This window comes from Sulfoacidibacillus ferrooxidans, from assembly GCF_022606465.1.
Lineage (GTDB): Bacteria > Bacillota > Bacilli > Alicyclobacillales > SLC66 > Sulfoacidibacillus > Sulfoacidibacillus ferrooxidans.
This window is the reverse complement of record NZ_JALBUF010000005.1, coordinates 195,179-216,606: the sequence shown is the minus strand read 5'-3', so window position 1 is coordinate 216,606 and position 21,428 is coordinate 195,179. Positions and strand designations below refer to the sequence as shown.

Sequence of the window (21,428 nt, the reverse complement as noted above, 5' to 3'; positions counted from 1 at the left end):
CTACAATCGCAACCGAATTCACTCAGCGCTTGGCTATAAAACACCCCAGCAGATGGAGGATCTATTGTCTGCGTCAGTTGCGTAAAATAGTTCTTCGATTTGTGTCCAGTAACTTGACAGAGGTCCACCCCGTTGCTAAAAAGGATGGAGGAAAAGGGTTGGATTACGAGGGAACGGTCACGAATCGACGAACGTGTTGTGAACGTGTCTGTCACGGAAGCAGGAAAAGCGTTGTACGCGGAGTCAGAATGCATACCTGCTGAACTGATGGAGCGAATTGGGTTTAACGAACCAGAATACCAATTATTATTGTCTCAATTACACACTCTTTTACAACATCTAAGCTCAGTGTCTTCAGAGGATTAAGAGATCCTTGCTTGAGATTCATGAGATTGAAGTACCGCTAACAAAATCAACGTGAATGGAAGTGGTATGAAACAACTGCAAATCTACGTGATCCTGTTGACGTATCGCTGATCTTCATGCATGAAGGGATAAAGTCTTTTTTAAGATCAGCCCTCTTGAGTTTAACAAAGGGGACCTGTCTAAGGAAAAAGTAAATCACTGGTAGTATATACTTATTTTATAGGAATCTCAGACTGAACAGCGACTACATTGCCTTCTGAATCTGAAAAAAACGCCATTATAATCGTGTGATCACCCAATTTACCTATTTCATGCGGCGGTCCTTTAAAAACAACCCCTCGTGAAACTAGGTCATGATAAGCTCCATTAATGTCGTCCACCTTGTAATAAACTACTGAACTAGGATGCTCAAATTCAGAGTTCTCTGGTACAGCAAGCATCAAACGTACTTCACCACACTGAAAGAACGCCATTCCGTTAGTTTCCCATATGTATTCGAGTTCCAAAACATCACGATAAAATGTAATGGCTCTTGATAAATCACGAACAGTGACAGACATCTGTCCTACATTGCGTATGTTTCCCATGTCATATGTGCCTCCTTAGGCGATAAGTTATGATGTCAATTATCGAAACCCATCTTGAAGAATATACAAATATTTCCTTATAATCATCTATCCTATTTGCATACAGTTTCAAGTCGCGGGATTCGCCTTTTGCAAATAAGTGCTGTCTTAGTATCCCTTCGAACTTCATATTTACTTTCTCCATCACACGCCATAATCCAATATTGGGAATCTCATCCCATACTTTAATTCTATTGAGAACTACCTGTGGTTTATCACTGTTCAAAGTGATTCTGCTCTTGTACCGAAGGCCTGATCACTGCTTCGAATATGATGCGACAGGTCGGAAAGCCGTTCGTCTCTTCCCAATGCTCGATGGTTTTACATGGTATTTCTCGCATGATGAGAAGTTGAACGATATAACGAAAAACAACTCGATCATATGCATGTGCAAACATGTAGCCTGCGTCGTCTTTAGTAATTCTCCATAGAATAAGTCGTTCTGATTCCAAAGTTAGCATATACGCATCGCTATGCATGAGACTCTTCCTACAAGATCATTCTAGTTCTGTTATTCTTTTGCTTGTGTCGTTATACCGCTCGTAAAAGTAGAGCAAAAAGTATTCTCTGCAATGTACATCATCATACCACTATCGTCCGTCTGAAATGTGTAGAAATGCTATTGGAACCAATAGCTCTAATCATGATAAAATTGGAAGTTGGCAAAGATAGTAGGTTTGGATGTGACACTCACTCCTCTCCACCCAAAGGGGTCAAATGTACTTCTCAAGTTCAAGTTCATCATGAATTGGGATTTCGTAATACCCAACTTGAGGTATCGTCGGCTTCTTCTTACGTGCCTCGTCAATTGCGTTTGAATATACGGCGATTATTCGATAGCCACGTCGTTGATAAAACCGCAATGCATCTAAGTTATCATTCGAAGTGATCAACCACATACGACCTATACCAACTTTTTGTACAGCTTGTTCAATTGATGAAATTAATGCACTGCCCACCCCTAATCCTTCAACTGTAGCATTAATACTCAGCAATTCACATCCATCGGTATCCAAATGATACGTTGCCGCCCCTACTCGAATCCCGTCAACCCAAGCAACCACCGAATTTAAATTTCGAAAGTGATAGGTTGTACCTTTAGACACCATGGTTTCTCCGCCCCACTCACTAAGCCACAAGTTCATCATCCAATTGTGATCATCTTCAGTCAGTGGTGGAGCTACTTTCACATTCTTATTCAAATCCATACTTAACTCCCCTATTTTTCTTGAATCACTCTCAACTTTTTTGACCAACAGCTCAAGAGGCACAAGCTTGTCACTGATGCATATTCATGAACTGAACGCGTACTATCCTTCACGGATTTCGTCCCAGGCCATGGTAAGTTGACTAATGATACGATCATCAAATCTTCATTTCTGCAAACTGCTCCATAGGTTGTACTGCTTTTTGTTCATATCTTGATCCAAATGAATTTGGATCGTTCTTTCATGCTGGCAACCGAGCAACCTGATACATCTGCGCGTCGGATTCATCCAATAAACGAATATTTATAGTCATTATTTATAGATACGGCATCGTGAGCAATTCAAGAATGTCCTTGATGGCGCGTCCACGCTGCGCAGGGTGACGCATAGGCAGTTCCTGGTGAATTTCATAACGGTTCTTTCGGCCGTCCCGAAAGCGACTAATGTATCCAGCATTCTCTAGATCATCAAGAATACGTTGCACCGCCCGCTCAGTGATGCCTACAATCTCAGCAATTTCCCTAGCCGTTAAACGACCATTACGAAAAATACATAGCAAAACCTGAGCGTGATTAGTGAGAAACGTCCACTCTGACATAGCAACTGCCTCCACAATCTACTTACATGATAACTCCCATTTTATGATATACCAATCTAGGGTTTCGCGCTCGATGTGATAGGTGAAACTACGAGCTGCACGGTATCATGTAAAAACTCCCAGCACCGCATGGATAGCGCTAGGAGCTTTTACAAGCTTCATTCGGTCACGTAGTAGCGACGCCACTGTTTATCGATACCACGACGATTCAGGTTACCATTTTCGTCAATCTGGAAAAGGTGTATCCATGCATTCTCAACCAATTCCCTAACCATCTCATGGTTATCTATCACGACATCAATGGCACACTGCGGCGCCTCGATCAACACCTGGAGACGAATTGGCTCGTGCACCCACCGTGCGCCGTCGTGCAGAGACTGTAAAGCCAAGCCTACTCTCAAGTCTCCGCCATTGCCTTCAAGTACGCCGATCGAACCTCCCACCACGTTGTGCAGGACCTTGTTACCACTGCCGAATTGGATATTATCGACCATTGAACCGTAGTATTGCATATTGATCCAGTTGGCCACAATCATAGGTGCAGTCATAATCAGTTGTAATGTCTCAAAGTTGACGTCGTTGTGCCAATTGTACTCATGCAAAAACACGCGGCCAGCCAGATCGCAGTGCGCAGTGCGGATTCGCGGAGCTGCTATAAAAGCGGCATTACCGGCCAATGCCCATTCTGGGCGCAACTGCGCCCAGTCGCGAGTGCGTCTACGCATATCCGCGCGGATCGTCGGCATAGGCAAATCGCCAATTCCCAAAAGAGTTGCACGCTCCATACGGGTCATCTGTCCTGCAGCTTCCAACCACTGGCGTAATTGAACCAAATCCTGAGTGTGCGAAGACGGCGCATGCTCGGTGTTAAACAAAAATAGCTCATCAGTGGTTGTATCATGCAAACCAGCTATGAAATATGTGTCTGCAGGAATTTCGATACCCCTTTGCGAAAGACCGCGACGAGTCAATGGATCATTTAGCAATGCGACTGCGATACGAGCACTGGCCTCCCCTGACTGACCAGCGCAGGCGCCACAATCAAGTCCAGTAGCCTGTGGGTTGTTAACGGTGGTACTACCATGCCCAACAAACAACACCAACCGTGCAAAGTCTCGGATCATCCCCATATTCCGCAAGACCAACTCCGCCACTGCAGGGCGATCAGACTCGGGAATCCCCGTTGAACTGCCATCTGAGCACGTTCTTGACCCCACTGCCTCAGTTGTCAGCCCTGGGCCTAAACGATCATACACTCCAGCATGTAGACCCTTGTGATCTGGGTTCGGTACTGGGCGGGTCCATCCCATGCTGTCACTTACGAGCTTCGTGGCAGACAATAAACCAACTGCCTCGACGAACGAAAAACAGGATGACGCTGAGGTTTTAAAGGTTTTCCAGGCACTGGCCACGCGTAATCGTGTGTGACGCTGATCAATCAGTTTATTCGTCTCCCGCTCATCTGCACTATCTAGTCGCTCGCAGATACGATAGGCGGGATTGAACAATATGGGAAGATGTCTATGGCCCTCAACAGCTCCAAAAGGAACATATTCCATCATGATACCAAAAAATCCAGCGAAACCGAGTGTTTCAACTCTTGGGGCAACCGTTTCAAATGCGCGTCGGTACACCTCCGACCGCACGTCAATACAAAATACCGCCTGCACGTCGGCTCGCCCGTTCCTTTGCGATGTACCGTCAGCAACGATCAATGACGCCGCCAATTGTCTTCGATAGCCTGCCTCAAATGCTGTTTGTAACACAGCATCAATCTGGTTCCCGACATCTTCATCATGACCTACAGGCCTTGTGGTCGCCTCTATTGCCTGATGCCAATGCGTCTTAAGCGCTTCACTGTAGCACAACTTATAAAGCAAGGCGTCCCACGCAAGACGTATGGCAAGCAAATCGCGTATCGATTCGTCGTGACTTTTTTTAAGTTCCGCCTGCCAGCTTAAGTAGCGAGTCCATCCCGCCCAACCGCCTACGCTTAATAACGTCGCATATAGATAATCATCGATTGCAAAAGGCGGTATGGCGAGTTCTTGCAACGCCCAAACAATGGTGCCTTGTGCGGTATCCGGCAAAGCCTTCGTCGCATCGCCCATACCTCGTACGCCCATCGTCCAGGGACTCTTATCGATGCGCATAAATTCTAGCCAGCCGCTATAAAGCGACTTGTCACGCCAAGGCATGGACCACAGCGCTTGCCCCTCGTCAAAATAGGCGGCACAATATTGACTGATTCGATCGACGACAAAATTTGACCAGTCTTGCTCGTCCAATTCTTTGAGCACGTCCGTAAGAAGAGAGAGTGGCGACACCGACAGTGGGGTCTCATGAGCAAGTACCTGCTCAAAGTCTAAGACGTCCCATGAGCTTCCTAATTCCTGTAGCGCCGCCGCCAAATCGGCGCTTGTGATACGCCCGTTCGCCATCTGCTCGATGTAATAAGCACGGGGCATACACAATCCTACACCAGTCATTCGCTCAAGTGTTTTGTGTGCCTGCCAAAACGATTGATCACTTAGTCCAACATAAGGGTTAACAGCCACAAAATGTTTGGCCGGCCACAAAGGTGCGATCCGTTGGCAGACCGCCTCCACCTTATTCATCAGATTGGTTCCCTGTGCGTTCATCACGTTCATGATTTCACCTCCTGTGCACGACCTTTGCTTGTAGCCTGAAATGGTGCGGACGTGCGGACTGGCCAGAAACTCCGTACCATCCGTGTAATGAACATATCAATATAGAGGTCGTTGTAGAGATGCACATAAGTTGCCTGCCAAAATGGATGATTCATCATCCTAGGTAGCATCTGCTGGATAAGTAAGAGGCCCATAAATACAGCGATAATCAGTCCTAAGAGTGCGTCCTGTAAGACGCCTACTGCTTCTTTGGCGGTAGGCAAGCTCCCACTAAGCACTGTTGTAGACAGCGAATCAAGGCCAAAATAGGCAAGGGAAACTAGTGTACTGAGACCGATCATTGTCAATAGTAATTTGCTTTTCCCAAATTCATCTATATTCAAAGCTTGCAACAGCAATTGAGAGATGGCCACGGTCAAAATGAATCCCATGACAATCAGCGCAGGTTGTTCTAGCAATGGCATTCCAAAAATTGATCCTATAGCTATGGCTAACGGCGTTGAAACTGCAAGACTTTGAATCACTTGCCATACTGTCGCAAAGCGGGATATCGCAGGTAACTTAGGTGATCGATAATAATCGACCACGCTGCCAGACGATAAGAAAGCATGCGCCTTGTAGACTGAATGCGAGACAATATGCAGGACCGCAAGGCTATACAGACCAAGACCACATTCCATCAGCATGAAACCCATCTGCGCGCTGGTTGAATAGGCAAGTGACCCCTTAATATTGGTTGACGTCATCATCATGAGAGAAGCAACCATTATGGAGATCAATCCCACTAGAATCAGTTCATCCCCTGCCCATCTCACCCGTGATATGATAGGAATCATGCGCAGAATCAAAAATGCACCAGTGTAAATGATGCCAGCATGTAATAACGCTGATACTGGTGTCGGTGCTTCCATGACCTGAATAAGCCAGCCGTGAAATGGAAATTGCGCACTCTTTAGGACTGCACTCAAAACGATAAGACCACTTGCGATCTGCAAGGTTTCCGGTAGCTGTCCGTGAGTTGCTGCGAGTGCCTGTGCGATGCTGGCGAATTGCGACGTATGAAGTGTCCGAATGATGAGCATGAAGCCTACGCCAAGGCTTGCATCCGCAATCCGGTGAAGCAGGTATTTCTTACGAGCGGCAAGCACCGCGATAGGGCGTTCTCCATAAAATGCCAGCAACGCGTGCAGAAACAGACTCGTGACAACCCAGGAGATCCAAAAACCCCATATATTACCTGAAAGAATCAGTGTTAAAAATGCCCCCAACGTGAGACTCAGCCACCGGTGGAAACGCCCTTCATGTGTATCGCCATCCATATAGGTATACGAATATCGAGCGACAATCAGGCCGACAAAGGAAACAAGCAAAAGCATAATCACCGTCAAATCGTTGACGTCGACGCTAATCGCTAGTTGACCCATACTCGCTGGCATCTTCATAGAGAAAAAAGTTACGGATTGATTCTTTCCCAATGAATAGGTCACTGCCGCCAAAAACGCACACACCAAAGCGAACCACGCGGCACCCCTTGTCCATCTTCTCATCAGACGGACGTGGCGGTCAGCACCAATTCCAACCACAAGACCAACCATGAAAAGTGGCCAAGGCGATACCAGCATGAGTATGGCTGTTATCATAGTGGGAACAGCTTGCATAGTAATAACCCCTTATCTATTTGCTATTAACTGTGGAGCACCAAACCAAGGACTAGTCGCTTTTCATAACTGATTGTCACTAAGACTACAATTACTCCGAAAATGGTTGTGACATCAAGGTAACGAAGTTCGCTAAAAAGTTTTCATCATATACCTACTATCGTTTCAGATAAACATACGACATTTATATCGTGATTTATAATTCCAATTTATTATACGAGACATCTTGCAAAGATGCAACGTAAGTTACCATGAACGAGGCAACGACTCCTATAATCTCATTGCTCACCCATATAAAATCAGATATACTCTCTAAAGTAGATCATTTTGGAAAGGAGCGAGGGCAAAATGCGTGACTTACAAACGATTTCTCAAAAAACACAAGTATTGTTTGTGCATTCATTTGCCCGCGCCATCCGGTTGCAGTTGACACGGTAAACTCTTACCGACCAGCCGTGGGGCAATCGTCCCTCCGGCTTATAGTTCAGGTCGCAGGGACATCCCTGCGACTTTTTTGTACGCTGCCCCGGATCCGCGCGGGTCCGAGGAGAGACACCTATGTTTAGAACTTTGCACAGAAATATAAAAATTCGCCTGTTTGTCGGTTTCCTATTCAGTATCGCACAAGCGACAACCATGCCATTCATGGCCATCTACTTTGCCAGCACCATCGGAGAAGCAGTTGCTGGTCTACTACTGGCGATCGCAACTATGGGTAGTCTCCTAGCCAGTTTTGTCAGTGGGTACTATTGCGACAAAATTGGACGCAGACCCATTATGCTCTTTGGCGAAGTGGTTTTCTTCGCCTCGTATGTACTGATGGCCGCGGCCAATAGCCCCTGGTGGAGTTCGCCTTGGGCAACGTTTATGGCGTTCCTAACAAGCACCATTTGCTTCGGTCTATATGTTCCTGCGGATGACGCCATGCTTCTTGACGTCACCGATGTTGCTGACCGACCTGTCGTTTACGGCATGTTCTATTGGATGTACAATTTGACTCTTGCGATTGGATCGAGCGTGGGAGCTTTTCTTTTCGAAGGGCATAGGATGCTCCTATTCACTATAACCGGTGTAGCGATTCTCATCACCCTTTTCACTACGATCTTCTTCATTCAAGAAACGCACCCAGTGACGGACGCACATTCATTAACCCATCCTGTTCACGCAACATCTTTATTCCATGTCTACCGTCGCGTATTTAACGACCGACGCTTTGTGCTCTATCTGATTGGTGGACTATGCGCGGCAACGCTCGAAGCTCAATTGAACAACTACATCGGTATACATCTAGCTAAAAACATGACAACAACAACCATCACGACTCTGCACCATATCTCCTTGCGCGTAGATGGCCTGAAAATGGTTGGACTGCTTCAAACCGAAAATACCATCCTTGTTGTCTTACTTGCCACTTTAGCCATCCGCTTTGTAACAAGACGAGACAGACGGCGTACACTTTTCGCCGGACTCGCACTAAACGCCATTGGCTATGTCCTGATGGTTGTCTTCACCAATCCATATATTCTCCTTGGCACGATGCTTGTGGCTACCATTGGAGAAGTGATCAACACGCCCATTCGACAAGCATACTTGGGCGAACTCGCACCAGAAGAAATGCGTAGCTCTTACGCCGCGATGAATGGTGTGTCCTTTACTGCAGCGCGGCTTGTCGCATCACTCGCCGTTGTCCTTGGCGCCATAGTTCCACATTGGACTATGGTTGGCATTACTGCACTGTTCGGCTTCACCGGTATCATGCTACTTAGGATCGTCGCCAACCAACTGCCCCGCTTTCAGCCGCGTGATCCATTCACAGACAACATTCCCACGACTACATCTTCCCAAACATGACATGCATAAAAAACGCCGCTAGAGACCCAGTGTCTCTGCGGCGATGATTCAGATCAACATCATACCGATCGTCCTCAACTGCGATTGTTATCGCGTATCGATGAAAGCGCATGATTCATAGCTTGGATGACATCATCACACCACATATCAAACGCATCATCCTCGACTTGGTACTCAGGATGGGCCAGGATGTTGGCAACCGTTTGGTTTATCCCTTGATTGAATCGAGTTGTTGCGACAAACTGTGGAACAAGTCTCTTCAACTTAGAAAGATCAAAAACCACAGAATTCGCCTTATCACCAAGCAACGTACCACTAAAGTCTACTGGGCTGCAGCCAGCCAAAAATTCCGATGGGACATGAACTGCATTCAATTTCACGCCAAGGGCATCGGCAATGATTTCGTATATTTGATTCCACGTCAACGTTTCATCAGACGTGATGTGAACTGATTCGCCGATGGCATGGCTGTTGCCCATCAATCCAATAAAACCTTTAGCAAAGTCACTATTGTGTGTCATGGTCCACAATGAAGTTCCATCGCCATGAATGATGACAGGTTTGCCCTCTAGCATTCGTTTCGCTACCTGCCAAGATCCCCGTTTGCCATGAACGCCAAGCGGAATGGAACGATCATCATAGGTATGGCTTGGCCGTACAATTGTAATCGGAAATCCGTTCTCTCGATACTGTTTTAACAAGTAGTCTTCACAGGCAATTTTGTTCCTCGAATATTGCCAATATGGATTGGATAAAGGCGTTCCTTCTGTAATTCTATAATCAGACAAAGGGGTCTGATATGCAGATGCGGAACTGATAAAGATAAATTGTTTCGTCTTCCCATGAAACAAGCGGAAGTCTCTTTCCACATGAGCGGTCTCAAATGCAATAAAATCCACAACCACATCAAATTGCATATTTTCAATTAGTTTCGATACGCTTGCTTCATCGTGAATATCAGCTTGCATGTTAATGCTGCCAACTGACACGGAATCACTTCGATTCCCACGATTTAAAAGATACAGTTCACATCCTTTTGCTAACAATTGCTTCGTAATAGCAGAACTAATCGTCCCTGTTCCTCCAATAAATAGCGCTCTCATAATTCCCCTCCATGATTGTTACCTATCTATTTCATCAAACCATTTTCGATAGATGTCGTCAAATGAAAGAGTGTTTCAGAGATGATGAATGTAGCACTATGTCAGCTAGCCGTGAAGGGAATGAAACCCTACTTGTCGAAAGAAGTACAAGGTATCAATGAATACATATTATGCAAACCTTGAAACAACCGCATGTATCTACGCTACTAAGGAGAATATCATGGAATCTAATTTTTCCCTACTAGAAGCATTTAAACAAACTCAACACCAGGTAACTCATCACGGCAAGAGGAATATTCAAGTACTACAAGATGTATTGAGTCATTTAGACGGTCAACTCGAGAGTGATATATACGGAAAAGGAACGATTATTGAAGACTTCCAGACCAAAATAGCTACCTATTTAGGAAAAGAAGCTGCCGTATTCTTCCCCTCAGGGACTATGGCGCAGCAAATTGCACTACGAATTTGGTGCGATATGAGTGGGAGTAAGAAAGTTGCATATCATCCGTTGTGCCACATGGAAATTCATGAGGAAAACGGATTAAAAACATTGCATAACATTGAGTCCGTTCTTTTAGCTAATAAAGATAGATTGATCGACTTACATGACGTTTTAGAGATGGAGGACGATGTAACTGCTCTACTACTTGAACTACCTCAACGCGAGATTGGAGGACAATTACCCGACTATACAACACTTGAATCCATTTCTACATTATGCCATCAAAAAGGAATCAAGCTTCACTTAGACGGTGCAAGATTATTTGAAATCCTACCTTATTATCAAAAGACGGCCGCTGAAGTTTGTGATCTCTTTGATAGTGTCTATGTTTCATTTTACAAAGGCATCGGCGGAATTGCCGGAGCCATACTTGCAGGTGAACAAACCTTTATCACACAATCCATAGTTTGGAAGCGTCGCCACGGTGGGGATCTCATCAGTCTCTACCCTTATATCCTTAGTGCTGATCATTATTTTGAACAGAGAGTACATAAGATGACTCAGTATTATGAAGGGGCAAAGGAACTAGCTGCTTATTTTAATCATTGCCACGGTATATCTACGCGGCCTTTAGTACCTGTTAGCAATATGTTTCATGTTCATTTTGGCTTTAAAAGAGAGCAAATAGAACCACTACTCATTAAAATATACTCGTTAACAAGCATCGGCTTTACAGGTAAACTTAATGAAATAAGCAATAATGAATGCTCCTTTGAAGTAAGCATTGGTGACCAATACGATAATATTTCTAAAGAAGCATTACGCACAGTGTTTGACATGTTGGCTACAGAAATGACATTGTTGCAATCATTGTAGCTGTCTCGTCTCTTTGCACTACAATGATTTAACTCCATTACCATTCAGCATATTCCAGCAATAAGCGGGTAATAGGATGGGCTTGTCCTCCCATCCCAACTCGTCTTTTGACCTTTATGATTCTTATGAATTTATAGTCATGACAGGCACATATTGAATATAGCACATGAAAAATGGTGGACTGTCTCCAGCCCACCATTTTTCATGTGCTATAAAACTTATGTATGGTCGGAGTTACAGGATTCGAACCTGTGACCTCCTGCTCCCAAGGCAGGCGCGCTACCAAGCTGCGCTAAACTCCGATAATAAAAGATCAAATTCATGGTGCGGGTGAAGGGACTCGAACCCCCACGGTTACCCGCCAGATCCTAAGTCTGGTGCGTCTGCCAATTCCGCCACACCCGCATCTATATCTGATGAGCCATGCTGGACTCGAACCAGCGACACCCTGATTAAAAGTCAGGTGCTCTACCAACTGAGCTAATGGCTCAGATTCCATGAAGCCATCTGGCTGGGGAGGAAGGGATCGAACCTTCGAATGACGGAGTCAAAGTCCGTTGCCTTACCACTTGGCTACTCCCCAATTTGGGGTGAGCGATGGGGTTCGAACCCACGAGTGCCGGAGCCACAATCCGGTGCGTTGACCACTTCGCCACGCCCACCACATCATATCAACTGGCAGGGGCGGCAGGATTCGAACCCACGACATGCGGTTTTGGAGACCGCCGTTCTACCAGCTGAACTACGCCCCTATGTATTTCGTCGCATCACTGTGAAATAATGCTCCATCAATATACACTGACAGCACTACAAAAGTCAAGCAAGTACAAGCAAAAAAATAAATGGTTTTTTAATACAAAAAACCAACGCCCATGATCCATGTCTATTTTCACAGATTATCCATTCGTCTCTCCATAAGTAGTCAACTATTGCATTGACGTTTCGCTATCTGATTCAATATAATGAATAAGATTACTCAAAAAAATTATTTCCAAGCCTAGGGGGCAACCTTCTTGTCCGCCGACTTCATTGATTTAATTGCATTTTCTCTTTCGTTTGCTTTGGTGTATATATTAGTTCCTTTCATGCGCCAACTAGCACTACAAACAGGATTTGTTGATATGCCAACGGAACGAAAAGTTCATAGCACCCCACTCCCCATGTTAGGTGGAGCAGCTATGATCATAGGATTTATTACCGTGACTATTGTCGGTCATCACTTCCTTTTCGCATTACGGCTAGATAAGCCGTTTATAGGTATGATTATCGGTGCATCTCTTATGTTTTTAATTGGCATGGTGGATGACTACGCCAAGACCAGAAAACATGATTTTCCAGCTTGGCCTAAGTTTCTTGTACAAATCATAGCCGCTGGTTTACTCGTATACTGCGGCGGTGTAATTCGCGGTATACAAGACCCAATTCACCCAGCGTATTATCTTACATTTCCAGTGTGGATTGCAGATTTCCTAACAATCTTTTGGATAATTGGTATTGTAAATGTCTTTAATTTTTTAGATGGTTTAGATGGTCTGGCAGGCGGTATTGCCATCTTTGCAAGTGCCACTATGCTTATTGCATCATTAGTTAAAGGAGATGTCTCTTCGGCACTCTCAGCCGCTTCCCTCATTGGCGTTATATTAGCCTTTTTGCGCTTTAATTTCTATCCGGCACGCATTATCATGGGTGATGCAGGCTCAACATTTATCGGCTATGTTTTAGCAGCTATTGCAGTTACAGGCGCGTTTAAATCAGCAACAGCAATCTCAATTTTTGTTCCTGTACTCGCATTAGGGGTTCCTATTTTTGATGCCATTTACGTGGTCATCCGTCGAATGCTAGAACATCGTCCTGTATATAAAGCAGATCGTAGCCACGGCCATTATCGTCTCATGGCAGCCGGTTTCAGTCAGTTGCAAACAGTCAGCTTAATATACTTAGTATCTTTAGCTTTCTCTGTCGTCTCCGTAGCTCTTGTGTTATTTGCTCGCTAAAAGATCGAGAAGTAATGGCAGATGTGTCTAAGTATAAATAAAAGAAGCTAATCATGTAGATGATTAGCTTCTTTTATTTATACTTAGAATCGTTCATAACTAGTGGAGGGGGTAGGATTCGAACCTACGAAGCTTTCGCAACGGATTTACAGTCCGCCCCAGTTGGCCACTTTGGTACCCCTCCGCATGGAGCCAGCGACAGGAATCGAACCTGCGACCTACTGATTACAAGTCAGTTGCTCTACCATCTGAGCTACGCTGGCATTTCAATCACGACAAGACATAATATATCATAATACAAGTTCTAAGTCAACATGATTACATCAATTACACAGCACGTTATTGTAGCAATGTCTCTATAGCAACAACGTACTGTGTACTTCTGATGTCCTATCACACGTGCAATTTTTTGCAAATACGATATTCACTCAGCATTCATAAAGTTACCTTACGATTGAATTTCTGTTTCATATCGAACGTTGCGAGTGGGTGTAAAGGTGGAGACAGCATGTTTATAGATGAGCTGTTGCTTGCCTTCTGACTCAATAACTACTGTAAAATTGTCAAACGCTTTAACTAGTCCCCGTATTTGAAACCCATTCACCAGGTAAACAACAACTGGAATGCTTTCTTTGCGGATCTGATTTAAAAAGTTATCCTGAATATTAATGATCTTATTTGTCGACACAAAGTTGCCCCCCAGATGCACAAATATATCTTATTCATACGTAGGTTTTTTTCTGATACCATCCCTATTTATGGACTCAAGGATAGTAGATACCACACTTATCTTATCATCATTTGGCCAATTATACCACGAAATACGCGGATCAGCCCGGAACCAAGATAACTGTCGTTTAGCATACCGTCGACTTGCTTGTTTAATTCTTATAACCGCATCAGAAAAACTAACGTGACCTTCAATATAATTGACCAATTCTTTGTAACCAATAGCCTGCATAGACGTGTGTTGTGCAGTACATCCCTTTTTTATGAGGGTCTGTACTTCAAAAAGTAATCCTTCATCAATCATCTGATCTACTCTCTGATCTATACGTGCATACAGTACTTCACGCTCCATATTTAAACCGATAACTAAGGGTACAAATGGCGATAAAGAGTTTGTGCTACGGTGATTCTCGGCAACAGGCTTCCCTGTCAAAAGATTAATTTCAAGTGCTCTAATCAATCTTTTTTGGTCATTAGGATGAATTCGCATAGCTGATACAGGATCAAGTTGTTGTAACCATTCATGTAAAACCTGTATGCCATGCTCTACTGTTTCTAACTCAAGTGTACTTCGCAATGCCTCATCACGAGTAGCCGGTGTAAAGTCCAAATCATCCAGAACAGATCTAAAATAAAGACCTGTACCACCCACCATAAACGGAACTTTCCCTCGACTCGCAATATCCCTGATGATCGGACGAGCCATCCTCGCGTAATCATACGCTGTAAAAGTTTCTGTGGGGTCCACCACATCAATCATATAATGTGGCACACCTTCACGTTCTATAAATGGTAACTTGGCCGTACCAATATCCATTCCCCGATATACCTGCATCGAGTCAGCCGAAATTATTTCACCATCTAAACGATGTGAGAGTTCTAAACTAAGACCTGTCTTACCCACTGCTGTAGGACCTACGATACACACGATAGGGATCTGTGCATATTCCTCCATCTACCTGCCCCCTTCTTACCATACGTGGTATCTCTAAAGTGTTCGCTTAAATTCCTTTTCAAGTTGACTACGCGTAATTCGAATAGCAGTAGGACGTCCATGTGGACAAGTAAAAGGATTATCTAACTTTTGCATGGCTTCAAGTAAAGCATCCATTTCTTGTCGATCCATAGTTGAATTAGCCTTTATGGCAGCCTTACAAGCTCGTAAGATGACTTTATCCTCAAGTTCACTACGAAATACAGAAGTAGTTCGATCTTCCAGCACATCAAAAATAACATCATGAGCTAATTGCTCTATATCTAAACCCTCCCAAATAGAGGGCACATGTGTAATGCGAATGACATTTTCTCCAAAAGGTTCAATCACGAGCCCAAAAGAAGTCCATTGTGCTTGATGTTGAAAGAGCAATTCAATCTTAATCACATTTAATTCAAGCGTGATTGGAACCAGTAATTCCATTGCATAATGATCCTGTTCCCTCATTTTTTTACGAAATTTCTCATAAAGCACCCGTTCATGTGCCGCATGTTGATCAATCAGGTAAATATCTTCTCCATCTTCTGCAACAATCACAAGCTTTAACACCTGCGCTACCGCGCGAAGTTGTGCAACAGGAGTAACCACTTCTTGAGGATATCCCTCACTAGCAAATAAGTTCAGTGCTACTTGCGTCACAACATCCATTGAAGCCGCATCTCTTTTATCTAAAGGTATTGGTGCCTTCGTAGCATTGGTGTAGGCAGTACCATAAGTACTTGGTGTGCGATTTGTCCCAAGCAAGCTTCTTCCAGACATGGATGGTGAAGTTTCCGCTACTTGTACACTTAGAGATGCATTTTCACTTAACGTTGGTAGTGCATGATGGTTGTGTAATGATGTCTCTACGCCTTTCCCACTAGCAGACAAACTCTGAACAAGACCATCTTGTTCAGTAATCGTACCCTTACTCAAACTCTGCACAACGGGTGAGCCTGACGCAACCTTTAAGGACTGTTTGACAGCTTCCGTAAGCAGTACACAAATATCACGCTCTTCACTAAATCGCACTTCCGTTTTACTAGGATGCACATTGACATCCACCAGAGTAGGAGTCATAGACAAAGCTAAAGCCACAACAGGAAATCGCCCTTTAGGTACCAATGTATAATATCCATCAAGAACGGCATTGCCTAATGCAATATTGCGAATTGGCCTGCCATTCACAGAAAACCACATCGCATTTCGCGATTTACGTGCAAATTCAGGTGCAACAAGTAAACCAGCAATAGCGTAATCTGGCGATTCAATACATAAACCAAACGTGGATTTAGCTAAACTGAGTCCATAGATGGATGCGAAAGCAGATAATAGTTGACCATCACCTGGTGTTTGTATAGCTACACGATCGTCAATTTGCAAACGAAAGGAGATATCAGGTCGTGCCATAGCTGCCCGCGAAACAACATCTACAATATGTGTATTTTCTGTTTGTAATGAGCGCACAAATTTTAAACGCGCTGGCGTATTATAAAATAAATCTTGCACTGTAATACGCGTACCTTGAGAACAGCCGATAAACTTTCGTTCTAACAATTGTCCTGCTTCGTAGTGAAGCAGTTGCCCCTCTTCAGAGTGAGCTGTACGCGTCCGTACTGTCACTTTACTGACCGCTGCAATGGATGGCAGTGCTTCTCCCCGAAAACCAAGTGAACGCATTTTTGTCAAATCTGTCAACTCACGCAATTTACTTGTGGCGTGACGTAAAAATGCTGTTTCTACGTCTTCTGGTTCTATCCCAACACCATCATCTTGCACTTCGATTAGTGTTAATCCGCCATCGCGCGTTCCAATGTGAATTTTTTTAGAACCCGCATCAATCGCATTCTCCATCAACTCTTTAACAGCCGCGGCAGGACGCTCAACCACTTCTCCTGCCGCAATCTGGTTGGCAACTAAATCATCTAGTACGTGGATCAATCCCATGGTCGATTCCCTTTCTGATACGCTCCTGTAGTTCATATAAATAAATCAACGCTTGTTTAGGGGTGAATTCGTCTAATTGTAAATCCATTACTTCATTCAAATATTCCTTATACAAAGCCTGTTTCACATCTTGCATATCAGGAAATGCAAACTCCATCTGTTGAGTTGTAGAAGCTATTTCTTGGACACCACGCTCAAGTTCAGTCAATATTGTTCTAGCGCGTGCTGTTACAGACTCCGGTAACCCCGCTTTTTGCGCTACTTGTATGCCGTATGAACGATCTGCAAAACGCTCAACGACTCGGTGTAAAAACACGATCTGATGGTCATCCTCTTTTACAGCCACTGATAAATTAAATACTCTTGGTAATCTTCGTGGAAGCTCAGTTAATTCATGATAATGAGTTGCAAATAATGACCGCGCACCAATCCGATCATGCACATACTCTACGATGGCTTCCGCGATACTCATGCCATCATACGTCGCAGTGCCACGTCCGATCTCATCAAAAATGAGCAGACTATGATCAGTTGCCTCATGTAAAATCTCAGCGCTTTCAGTCATCTCCACCATAAATGTACTTAAACCAGCAGAAACATCATCCGAAGCACCAATTCGAGTAAATAACTTATCTACAATGCCGATTTGCGCAAAAGCAGCAGGAACAAAACTTCCTATTTGTGCCATGATTACAATCAACGCTGTCTGTCTCATATAGGTGCTTTTTCCACCCATATTGGGTCCAGTAATTAAAGCAATTTGCCTCTTGTCATTAGATAACAGAACATCATTTTCAATAAATCCATCGACAGCATGCCTTTCTACAACAGGATGCCGTCCACCCTCTATTTTCATGTTACAGCTATGGTCTACGATCGGTCGCGTATAGTGATATGAAATAGCTGCTTTTGCAAGTCCTACAAGTGCATCAAGCTGGCCCAATGCATCTGCGGTCTCTTGGATCTGACGCAACTGTGCACGCGCCACATCCACGATTTCATCAATTAAAGCAAGTTCAAGTTCCGCTAATTTTTCATTTGCTAGTACAATCTCGTACTCTCTTTCACGCAACTCTTTGGTCACATAGCGTTCTGCAGACGTCAATGTTTGTTTGCGTTCATAGTCGTCTGGAACCAGATGAGCATTTGCACTAGTAACCTCGATGTAATAGCCAAAAACGCGATTATATCCGACCTTTAACGATTTTATTCCCGTACGGACACGCTCTGCTTGTTCTATCGATAGAATATGCGCGCGTCCACCTTGAACAATCGCACGAAGCTCGTCAATCGTTGTGTTAGCCCCCTGTTTGATGATCGCTCCATTCTTATTGTTGTCTAAGACCTCTTCCGATAGAATCGAACCAATCATTTGCGCAAGCTCTTGGCATTCATGTAGATGTTGAATAATTCCAGCAAATATTTCACTTACTGAGTCTGTTGCTTGTATATTTTTTTTCAAAACCGCCACCACTTGCAAAGACTGTGCCAAATACCATAGATCACGTGGAGACACTTGTCCAAATGAAATCCGAGAAACAATTCGCGTCAAATCATACATTTCCTTTAATCCATTTTGTAGTTCACCTTGTAACAGAGGGTTTTTCACTAAATGCTCTATCATATCTAGCCGTTGCGTAATGATGGAGAGATCATATAACGGATGCTCCAACATTTCGCGCAAATACCGACGCCCCATCGCATTTGAAGTGAAATTTAACGTATCAAATAATGTCGCATCTTTTCGACCTTCTGTCGCTGGTCGAATGACTTCTAAGTGGCGGATTGTACTTGCTGTCAATTCCATAAATCGATCTTTACCCATAGCCTCTGGAAGCTTCATATGATCAAGAGAACGTTTACTTGTATGTTCGAGATAGGTCACAAGCAGCTGACTAGCAGAATAAGATTCAAATGAATGATCTGCATCTTCGTGTGCAGGTACCTGTGAATAAGCTATATTGGCTCGAACAGAATACTCCTTTAGATGCTTTGCGCAAGTTGCATATAACTTATCATCAGCTACTACTTCCGAAACTTGCATCCGTTCAAACCAATTGGTTAATGCAAGATAATCTCCTTGTTTGATCCATACATTCCCTGTTAATGCGTCCGCAATCGCACCTTCCACTATACCCTCTGTTAATTCCACAAAAGTCGCAATAAGCGGTCGATACGTATCTTGTCGAACAAATTCATGTGCAGTTCCAGGTGTGATTAACCTGATGATCTCACGCCGCACAAGACCTTTTGTTTCTTTTGGATCTTCCACTTGCTCACAAATAGCCACTTTAAAGCCTTTTGCCACAAGTCTACTAATATAATTGTCTGCTGCATGGTAGGGCACCCCGCACATGGGCATTCTCTGATCCCCGGATCCACGCCCCGTTAGAGTCAAATCCAGAATCGAGCTTGCAATTTTCGCATCTTCATAAAACAACTCATAAAAATCTCCTAAACGAAAGAAAAGCAGCGCGTCTTCACACGTCTGCTTGATCGTTTCATACTGCTCCATCATTGGAGTGCGCTTCGCCAATCGCATCGCTTCCCCTCACATCTAAAGTGCAATCTCTATCTATCCGACGGATCTTAGTCCATTATGCCGTAATCACTTGTGGTGAAACGATCGTTCCACGTAGCGTCCAGGTTTGAGCGCCATCAATACGCACCCATACCGTTTCATGAATGAGCTCTTTAGGTGCATCAAGTAAAACAATTTTATTCGTACGCGTACGGCCTGCAAGGACATGTTCATTTGTTCGACTGACGCCTTCAATCATCACTTCAACCATGTGCCCTAGTAATTTTTCATTATGCATACGAGAGATTTCATTTTGAAGATTCATCAACCGATTCAAACGTTCTTTTTTAATCTCTGCGGAAATCGGATCCTCATAGCGTGCTGCGGGTGTTCCAGGACGTGGAGAATAAATGAATGTATACGCCGTGTCATATGACATTTCTTGTACAAGAGCTAACGTCTGCTCAAAATCAGCCTCTGTTTCTGTTGGAAACCCAACAATCAAATCTGTTGTTAAAGAAACATGAGGAATGGCAGTGCGGATTTTTTCTACTAACTTGGCGTAATATTCCCTGGTATATCCTCGATTCATTTTACGCAAGACATCATTACTTCCTGACTGTACAGGAAGATGAATGTGCTCACACACTGTTTTTGTCTCAGCAATAGCTGCAATCACTCGATCAGAAAAATTCCAAGGATTTGAAGTCGTAAATCGCACACGTTCTACCCCATCCACACCGCCAACTGCTCGCAAGAGATCAGAAAAGTCTGCGTCGCCAAGATCAATCCCATAGTCATTTACGTTTTGGCCAAGAACAGTGATTTCTTTATAACCAGAATCAACAAGCCCTTTTACTTCTTCCACGATGCTAGAGAGCGTACGACTCCGTTCACGTCCCCGCGTGTAAGGCACGATGCAATACGTGCAGAATTTATTACATCCGTATTGAATATTTACCCATGCATGAATTCCATCCTTACGAGCTTTAGGCAGATCATCCAATATATATTGAGCTTTATCCCATACTTCCAGCACGGTTTCCTGACTTGCGCGCGCCGTTTCAATCAACTCTGGTAAGCGATGGAGGTTATGTGTCCCAAAGGCTAAATCAATCCACGGATACGTTTTTTGGATTTTTTCCTGAACAGCTTTTTCTTGTGGCATACAACCGCATACCCCAATAAGTAATTCTGGATTTAGATGTTTAAGCGGTCTTACGCGCCCGACTTCGCCAAAAACCTTGTTCTCCGCATTTTCTCTTACTGCGCAAGTATTAAATAAAATAAGATCTGCTAGAGTCTCGTCATGAGTCGGTTCATAGCCCATCGTTTCTAGTAACCCTGCCATCACTTCAGTGTCATGTGCATTCATTTGGCAACCGTACGTACGAATCATATAGCGTTTTCCTTTGTAACTACCCACTAACTCTTTACGGACAGCATCAGTCATAGCTCGTAAGTCAGTCTTTTCAATCACTGGACGCGTTACTTGAATGGCTAACTGATCCAGCTCTTCGATATGGTTACTCACTCTCACACTTCCTTATCGCGCGATTCTTCATATCACCTATTGTACACAAAGCAATAGAATGCGGCAATTTATACACAACAAAGGAGAGAGCCTAGCCCTCTCCATCTAATCGTTATAGATCTTACTACAAGCATATCCATTTTATCAATCATCAGCACCCGCATGTGCCGTATGGAACGAGTGTTTTATGAACCCGCTCTCGCAGGTGGGCGACTAGCATGTCGGTATTTGACTTCCCTTCAAGAGGGCTTGCCAGCACGAGATGGAATCTGTCTCCCCTTAAAACACATACGGTTCAAAACAAAGGTCCCGAATACGAACACTGCAGGTGATGATTATCATAACAAG

The 21,428-nt window shown here is 44.0% G+C and carries 16 protein-coding genes, 8 tRNA genes and 1 other RNA gene; 4 read left to right on the top strand and 21 right to left on the bottom strand.

Annotated elements, in window-relative coordinates; translation table 11 throughout:
• Positions 1-132: 132 nt before the first annotated feature.
• Positions 133-366 carry a MarR family winged helix-turn-helix transcriptional regulator gene (locus MM817_RS09795; RefSeq protein ID WP_241714257.1) on the top strand — a complete coding sequence of 78 codons (234 nt, stop codon included), beginning with the start codon at positions 133-135 and terminating at the stop codon, positions 364-366.
• 212 nt (positions 367-578) lie between these two features.
• Here the strand turns inward: MM817_RS09795 and MM817_RS09790 are convergent, their stop codons facing one another.
• From MM817_RS09790 to MM817_RS09765, 6 genes are all read right to left on the bottom strand, one after another.
• The gene (locus MM817_RS09790; RefSeq protein ID WP_241714254.1) at positions 579-953 is read right to left on the bottom strand and encodes a VOC family protein; all 375 of its coding nucleotides are present in this window, start codon (positions 951-953) and stop codon (positions 579-581) included.
• 254 nt (positions 954-1,207) lie between these two features.
• On the bottom strand, positions 1,208-1,471 hold the full coding sequence (locus MM817_RS09785; RefSeq protein ID WP_241714252.1) for a hypothetical protein: 264 nt from the start codon (positions 1,469-1,471) through the stop codon (positions 1,208-1,210).
• 234 nt (positions 1,472-1,705) lie between these two features.
• Positions 1,706-2,200, bottom strand: coding sequence for a GNAT family N-acetyltransferase (locus tag MM817_RS09780; protein WP_241714250.1), 495 nt, complete (start codon positions 2,198-2,200; stop codon positions 1,706-1,708).
• Between the two features lie 316 nt (positions 2,201-2,516).
• Positions 2,517-2,798, bottom strand: a complete 282-nt coding sequence (locus MM817_RS09775; protein WP_241714248.1) for a helix-turn-helix transcriptional regulator — start codon at positions 2,796-2,798, stop codon at positions 2,517-2,519.
• A gap of 158 nt (positions 2,799-2,956) precedes the next feature.
• Positions 2,957-5,407, bottom strand: a complete 2,451-nt coding sequence (locus MM817_RS09770; protein WP_241714246.1) for a YbcC family protein — start codon at positions 5,405-5,407, stop codon at positions 2,957-2,959.
• A 38-nt stretch (positions 5,408-5,445) separates the two neighbouring features.
• The gene (locus MM817_RS09765; RefSeq protein WP_241714245.1) at positions 5,446-7,107 is read right to left on the bottom strand and encodes a proton-conducting transporter transmembrane domain-containing protein; all 1,662 of its coding nucleotides are present in this window, start codon (positions 7,105-7,107) and stop codon (positions 5,446-5,448) included.
• 558 nt (positions 7,108-7,665) lie between these two features.
• Here MM817_RS09765 and MM817_RS09760 point away from each other — a divergent pair.
• Positions 7,666-8,958 (top strand): MFS transporter, encoded by a 1,293-nt coding sequence (locus MM817_RS09760; protein WP_241714242.1) that lies wholly within the window; start codon positions 7,666-7,668, stop codon positions 8,956-8,958.
• A gap of 74 nt (positions 8,959-9,032) precedes the next feature.
• On the opposite strand, the gene MM817_RS09755 is transcribed toward MM817_RS09760, so the two are convergent.
• Positions 9,033-10,061: an SDR family oxidoreductase gene (locus MM817_RS09755; protein ID WP_241714240.1), complete on the bottom strand. Its 1,029-nt coding sequence runs from the start codon at positions 10,059-10,061 to the stop codon at positions 9,033-9,035.
• 220 nt (positions 10,062-10,281) lie between these two features.
• Between MM817_RS09755 and MM817_RS09750 the strand changes: the two genes are divergently transcribed.
• Positions 10,282-11,382, top strand: a complete 1,101-nt coding sequence (locus tag MM817_RS09750) for a threonine aldolase family protein (RefSeq protein WP_241714238.1) — start codon at positions 10,282-10,284, stop codon at positions 11,380-11,382.
• A gap of 225 nt (positions 11,383-11,607) precedes the next feature.
• Here the strand turns inward: MM817_RS09750 and MM817_RS09745 are convergent.
• From MM817_RS09745 to MM817_RS09720, 6 genes are all read right to left on the bottom strand, one after another.
• Positions 11,608-11,684 (bottom strand) — tRNA-Pro (locus MM817_RS09745).
• A gap of 20 nt (positions 11,685-11,704) precedes the next feature.
• Positions 11,705-11,787 (bottom strand) — tRNA-Leu (locus MM817_RS09740).
• 12 nt (positions 11,788-11,799) lie between these two features.
• Positions 11,800-11,872 (bottom strand) — tRNA-Lys (locus MM817_RS09735).
• 18 nt (positions 11,873-11,890) lie between these two features.
• Positions 11,891-11,965 (bottom strand) — tRNA-Gln (locus MM817_RS09730).
• Positions 11,966-11,968: 3 nt separating this feature from the next.
• Positions 11,969-12,044 (bottom strand) — tRNA-His (locus MM817_RS09725).
• 14 nt (positions 12,045-12,058) lie between these two features.
• Positions 12,059-12,134 (bottom strand) — tRNA-Trp (locus tag MM817_RS09720).
• A 261-nt stretch (positions 12,135-12,395) separates the two neighbouring features.
• On the opposite strand from MM817_RS09720, the gene MM817_RS09715 reads away from it, so the two are divergent.
• The gene (locus MM817_RS09715; protein ID WP_241714236.1) at positions 12,396-13,376 is read left to right on the top strand and encodes an MraY family glycosyltransferase; all 981 of its coding nucleotides are present in this window, start codon (positions 12,396-12,398) and stop codon (positions 13,374-13,376) included.
• 103 nt (positions 13,377-13,479) lie between these two features.
• Here MM817_RS09715 and MM817_RS09710 read toward each other — a convergent pair.
• The 8 genes from MM817_RS09710 to ssrS form a co-directional block, all read right to left on the bottom strand.
• A tRNA-Tyr gene (locus MM817_RS09710) sits at positions 13,480-13,560 on the bottom strand.
• 3 nt (positions 13,561-13,563) lie between these two features.
• Positions 13,564-13,639: transfer RNA gene (locus MM817_RS09705), tRNA-Thr, on the bottom strand.
• A 185-nt stretch (positions 13,640-13,824) separates the two neighbouring features.
• A complete protein-coding gene (gene hfq, locus MM817_RS09700) occupies positions 13,825-14,064 on the bottom strand; it encodes an RNA chaperone Hfq (protein WP_241714234.1) in 240 nt (79 codons plus the stop codon).
• 30 nt (positions 14,065-14,094) lie between these two features.
• Positions 14,095-15,060 carry a tRNA (adenosine(37)-N6)-dimethylallyltransferase MiaA gene (gene miaA, locus MM817_RS09695; RefSeq protein WP_241714232.1) on the bottom strand — a complete coding sequence of 322 codons (966 nt, stop codon included), beginning with the start codon at positions 15,058-15,060 and terminating at the stop codon, positions 14,095-14,097.
• Between the two features lie 33 nt (positions 15,061-15,093).
• The gene (mutL, locus tag MM817_RS09690; RefSeq protein WP_241714230.1) at positions 15,094-17,025 is read right to left on the bottom strand and encodes a DNA mismatch repair endonuclease MutL; all 1,932 of its coding nucleotides are present in this window, start codon (positions 17,023-17,025) and stop codon (positions 15,094-15,096) included.
• The gene (mutS, locus tag MM817_RS09685) at positions 17,000-19,561 is read right to left on the bottom strand and encodes a DNA mismatch repair protein MutS (RefSeq protein ID WP_241714228.1); all 2,562 of its coding nucleotides are present in this window, start codon (positions 19,559-19,561) and stop codon (positions 17,000-17,002) included. Before mutS ends, mutL begins: the two co-directional genes overlap by 26 nt.
• A 61-nt stretch (positions 19,562-19,622) precedes the next feature.
• Positions 19,623-21,080 carry a tRNA (N6-isopentenyl adenosine(37)-C2)-methylthiotransferase MiaB gene (miaB, locus tag MM817_RS09680; protein ID WP_241714226.1) on the bottom strand — a complete coding sequence of 486 codons (1,458 nt, stop codon included), beginning with the start codon at positions 21,078-21,080 and terminating at the stop codon, positions 19,623-19,625.
• A gap of 151 nt (positions 21,081-21,231) precedes the next feature.
• Positions 21,232-21,414: non-coding RNA, 6S RNA (ssrS, locus tag MM817_RS09675), on the bottom strand.
• Between the last annotated feature and the right edge of the window lie 14 nt (positions 21,415-21,428).

What these genes read in the sequence shown, in the direction of transcription:
- mutL (WP_241714230.1), bottom strand. Translation starts at nt 17,025, where the DNA reads ATGGGATTGATCCACGTACTAGATGATTTAGTTGCCAACCAGATTGCG.
- MM817_RS09755 (WP_241714240.1), bottom strand. Translation starts at nt 10,061, where the DNA reads ATGAGAGCGCTATTTATTGGAGGAACAGGGACGATTAGTTCTGCTATT.
- MM817_RS09780 (WP_241714250.1), bottom strand. Translation starts at nt 2,200, where the DNA reads ATGGATTTGAATAAGAATGTGAAAGTAGCTCCACCACTGACTGAAGAT.
- MM817_RS09790 (WP_241714254.1), bottom strand. Translation starts at nt 953, where the DNA reads ATGGGAAACATACGCAATGTAGGACAGATGTCTGTCACTGTTCGTGAT.
- miaA (WP_241714232.1), bottom strand. Translation starts at nt 15,060, where the DNA reads ATGGAGGAATATGCACAGATCCCTATCGTGTGTATCGTAGGTCCTACA.
- MM817_RS09750 (WP_241714238.1), top strand. Translation starts at nt 10,282, where the DNA reads ATGGAATCTAATTTTTCCCTACTAGAAGCATTTAAACAAACTCAACAC.
- MM817_RS09785 (WP_241714252.1), bottom strand. Translation starts at nt 1,471, where the DNA reads ATGCATAGCGATGCGTATATGCTAACTTTGGAATCAGAACGACTTATT.
- MM817_RS09760 (WP_241714242.1), top strand. Translation starts at nt 7,666, where the DNA reads ATGTTTAGAACTTTGCACAGAAATATAAAAATTCGCCTGTTTGTCGGT.
- MM817_RS09775 (WP_241714248.1), bottom strand. Translation starts at nt 2,798, where the DNA reads ATGTCAGAGTGGACGTTTCTCACTAATCACGCTCAGGTTTTGCTATGT.
- MM817_RS09765 (WP_241714245.1), bottom strand. Translation starts at nt 7,107, where the DNA reads ATGCAAGCTGTTCCCACTATGATAACAGCCATACTCATGCTGGTATCG.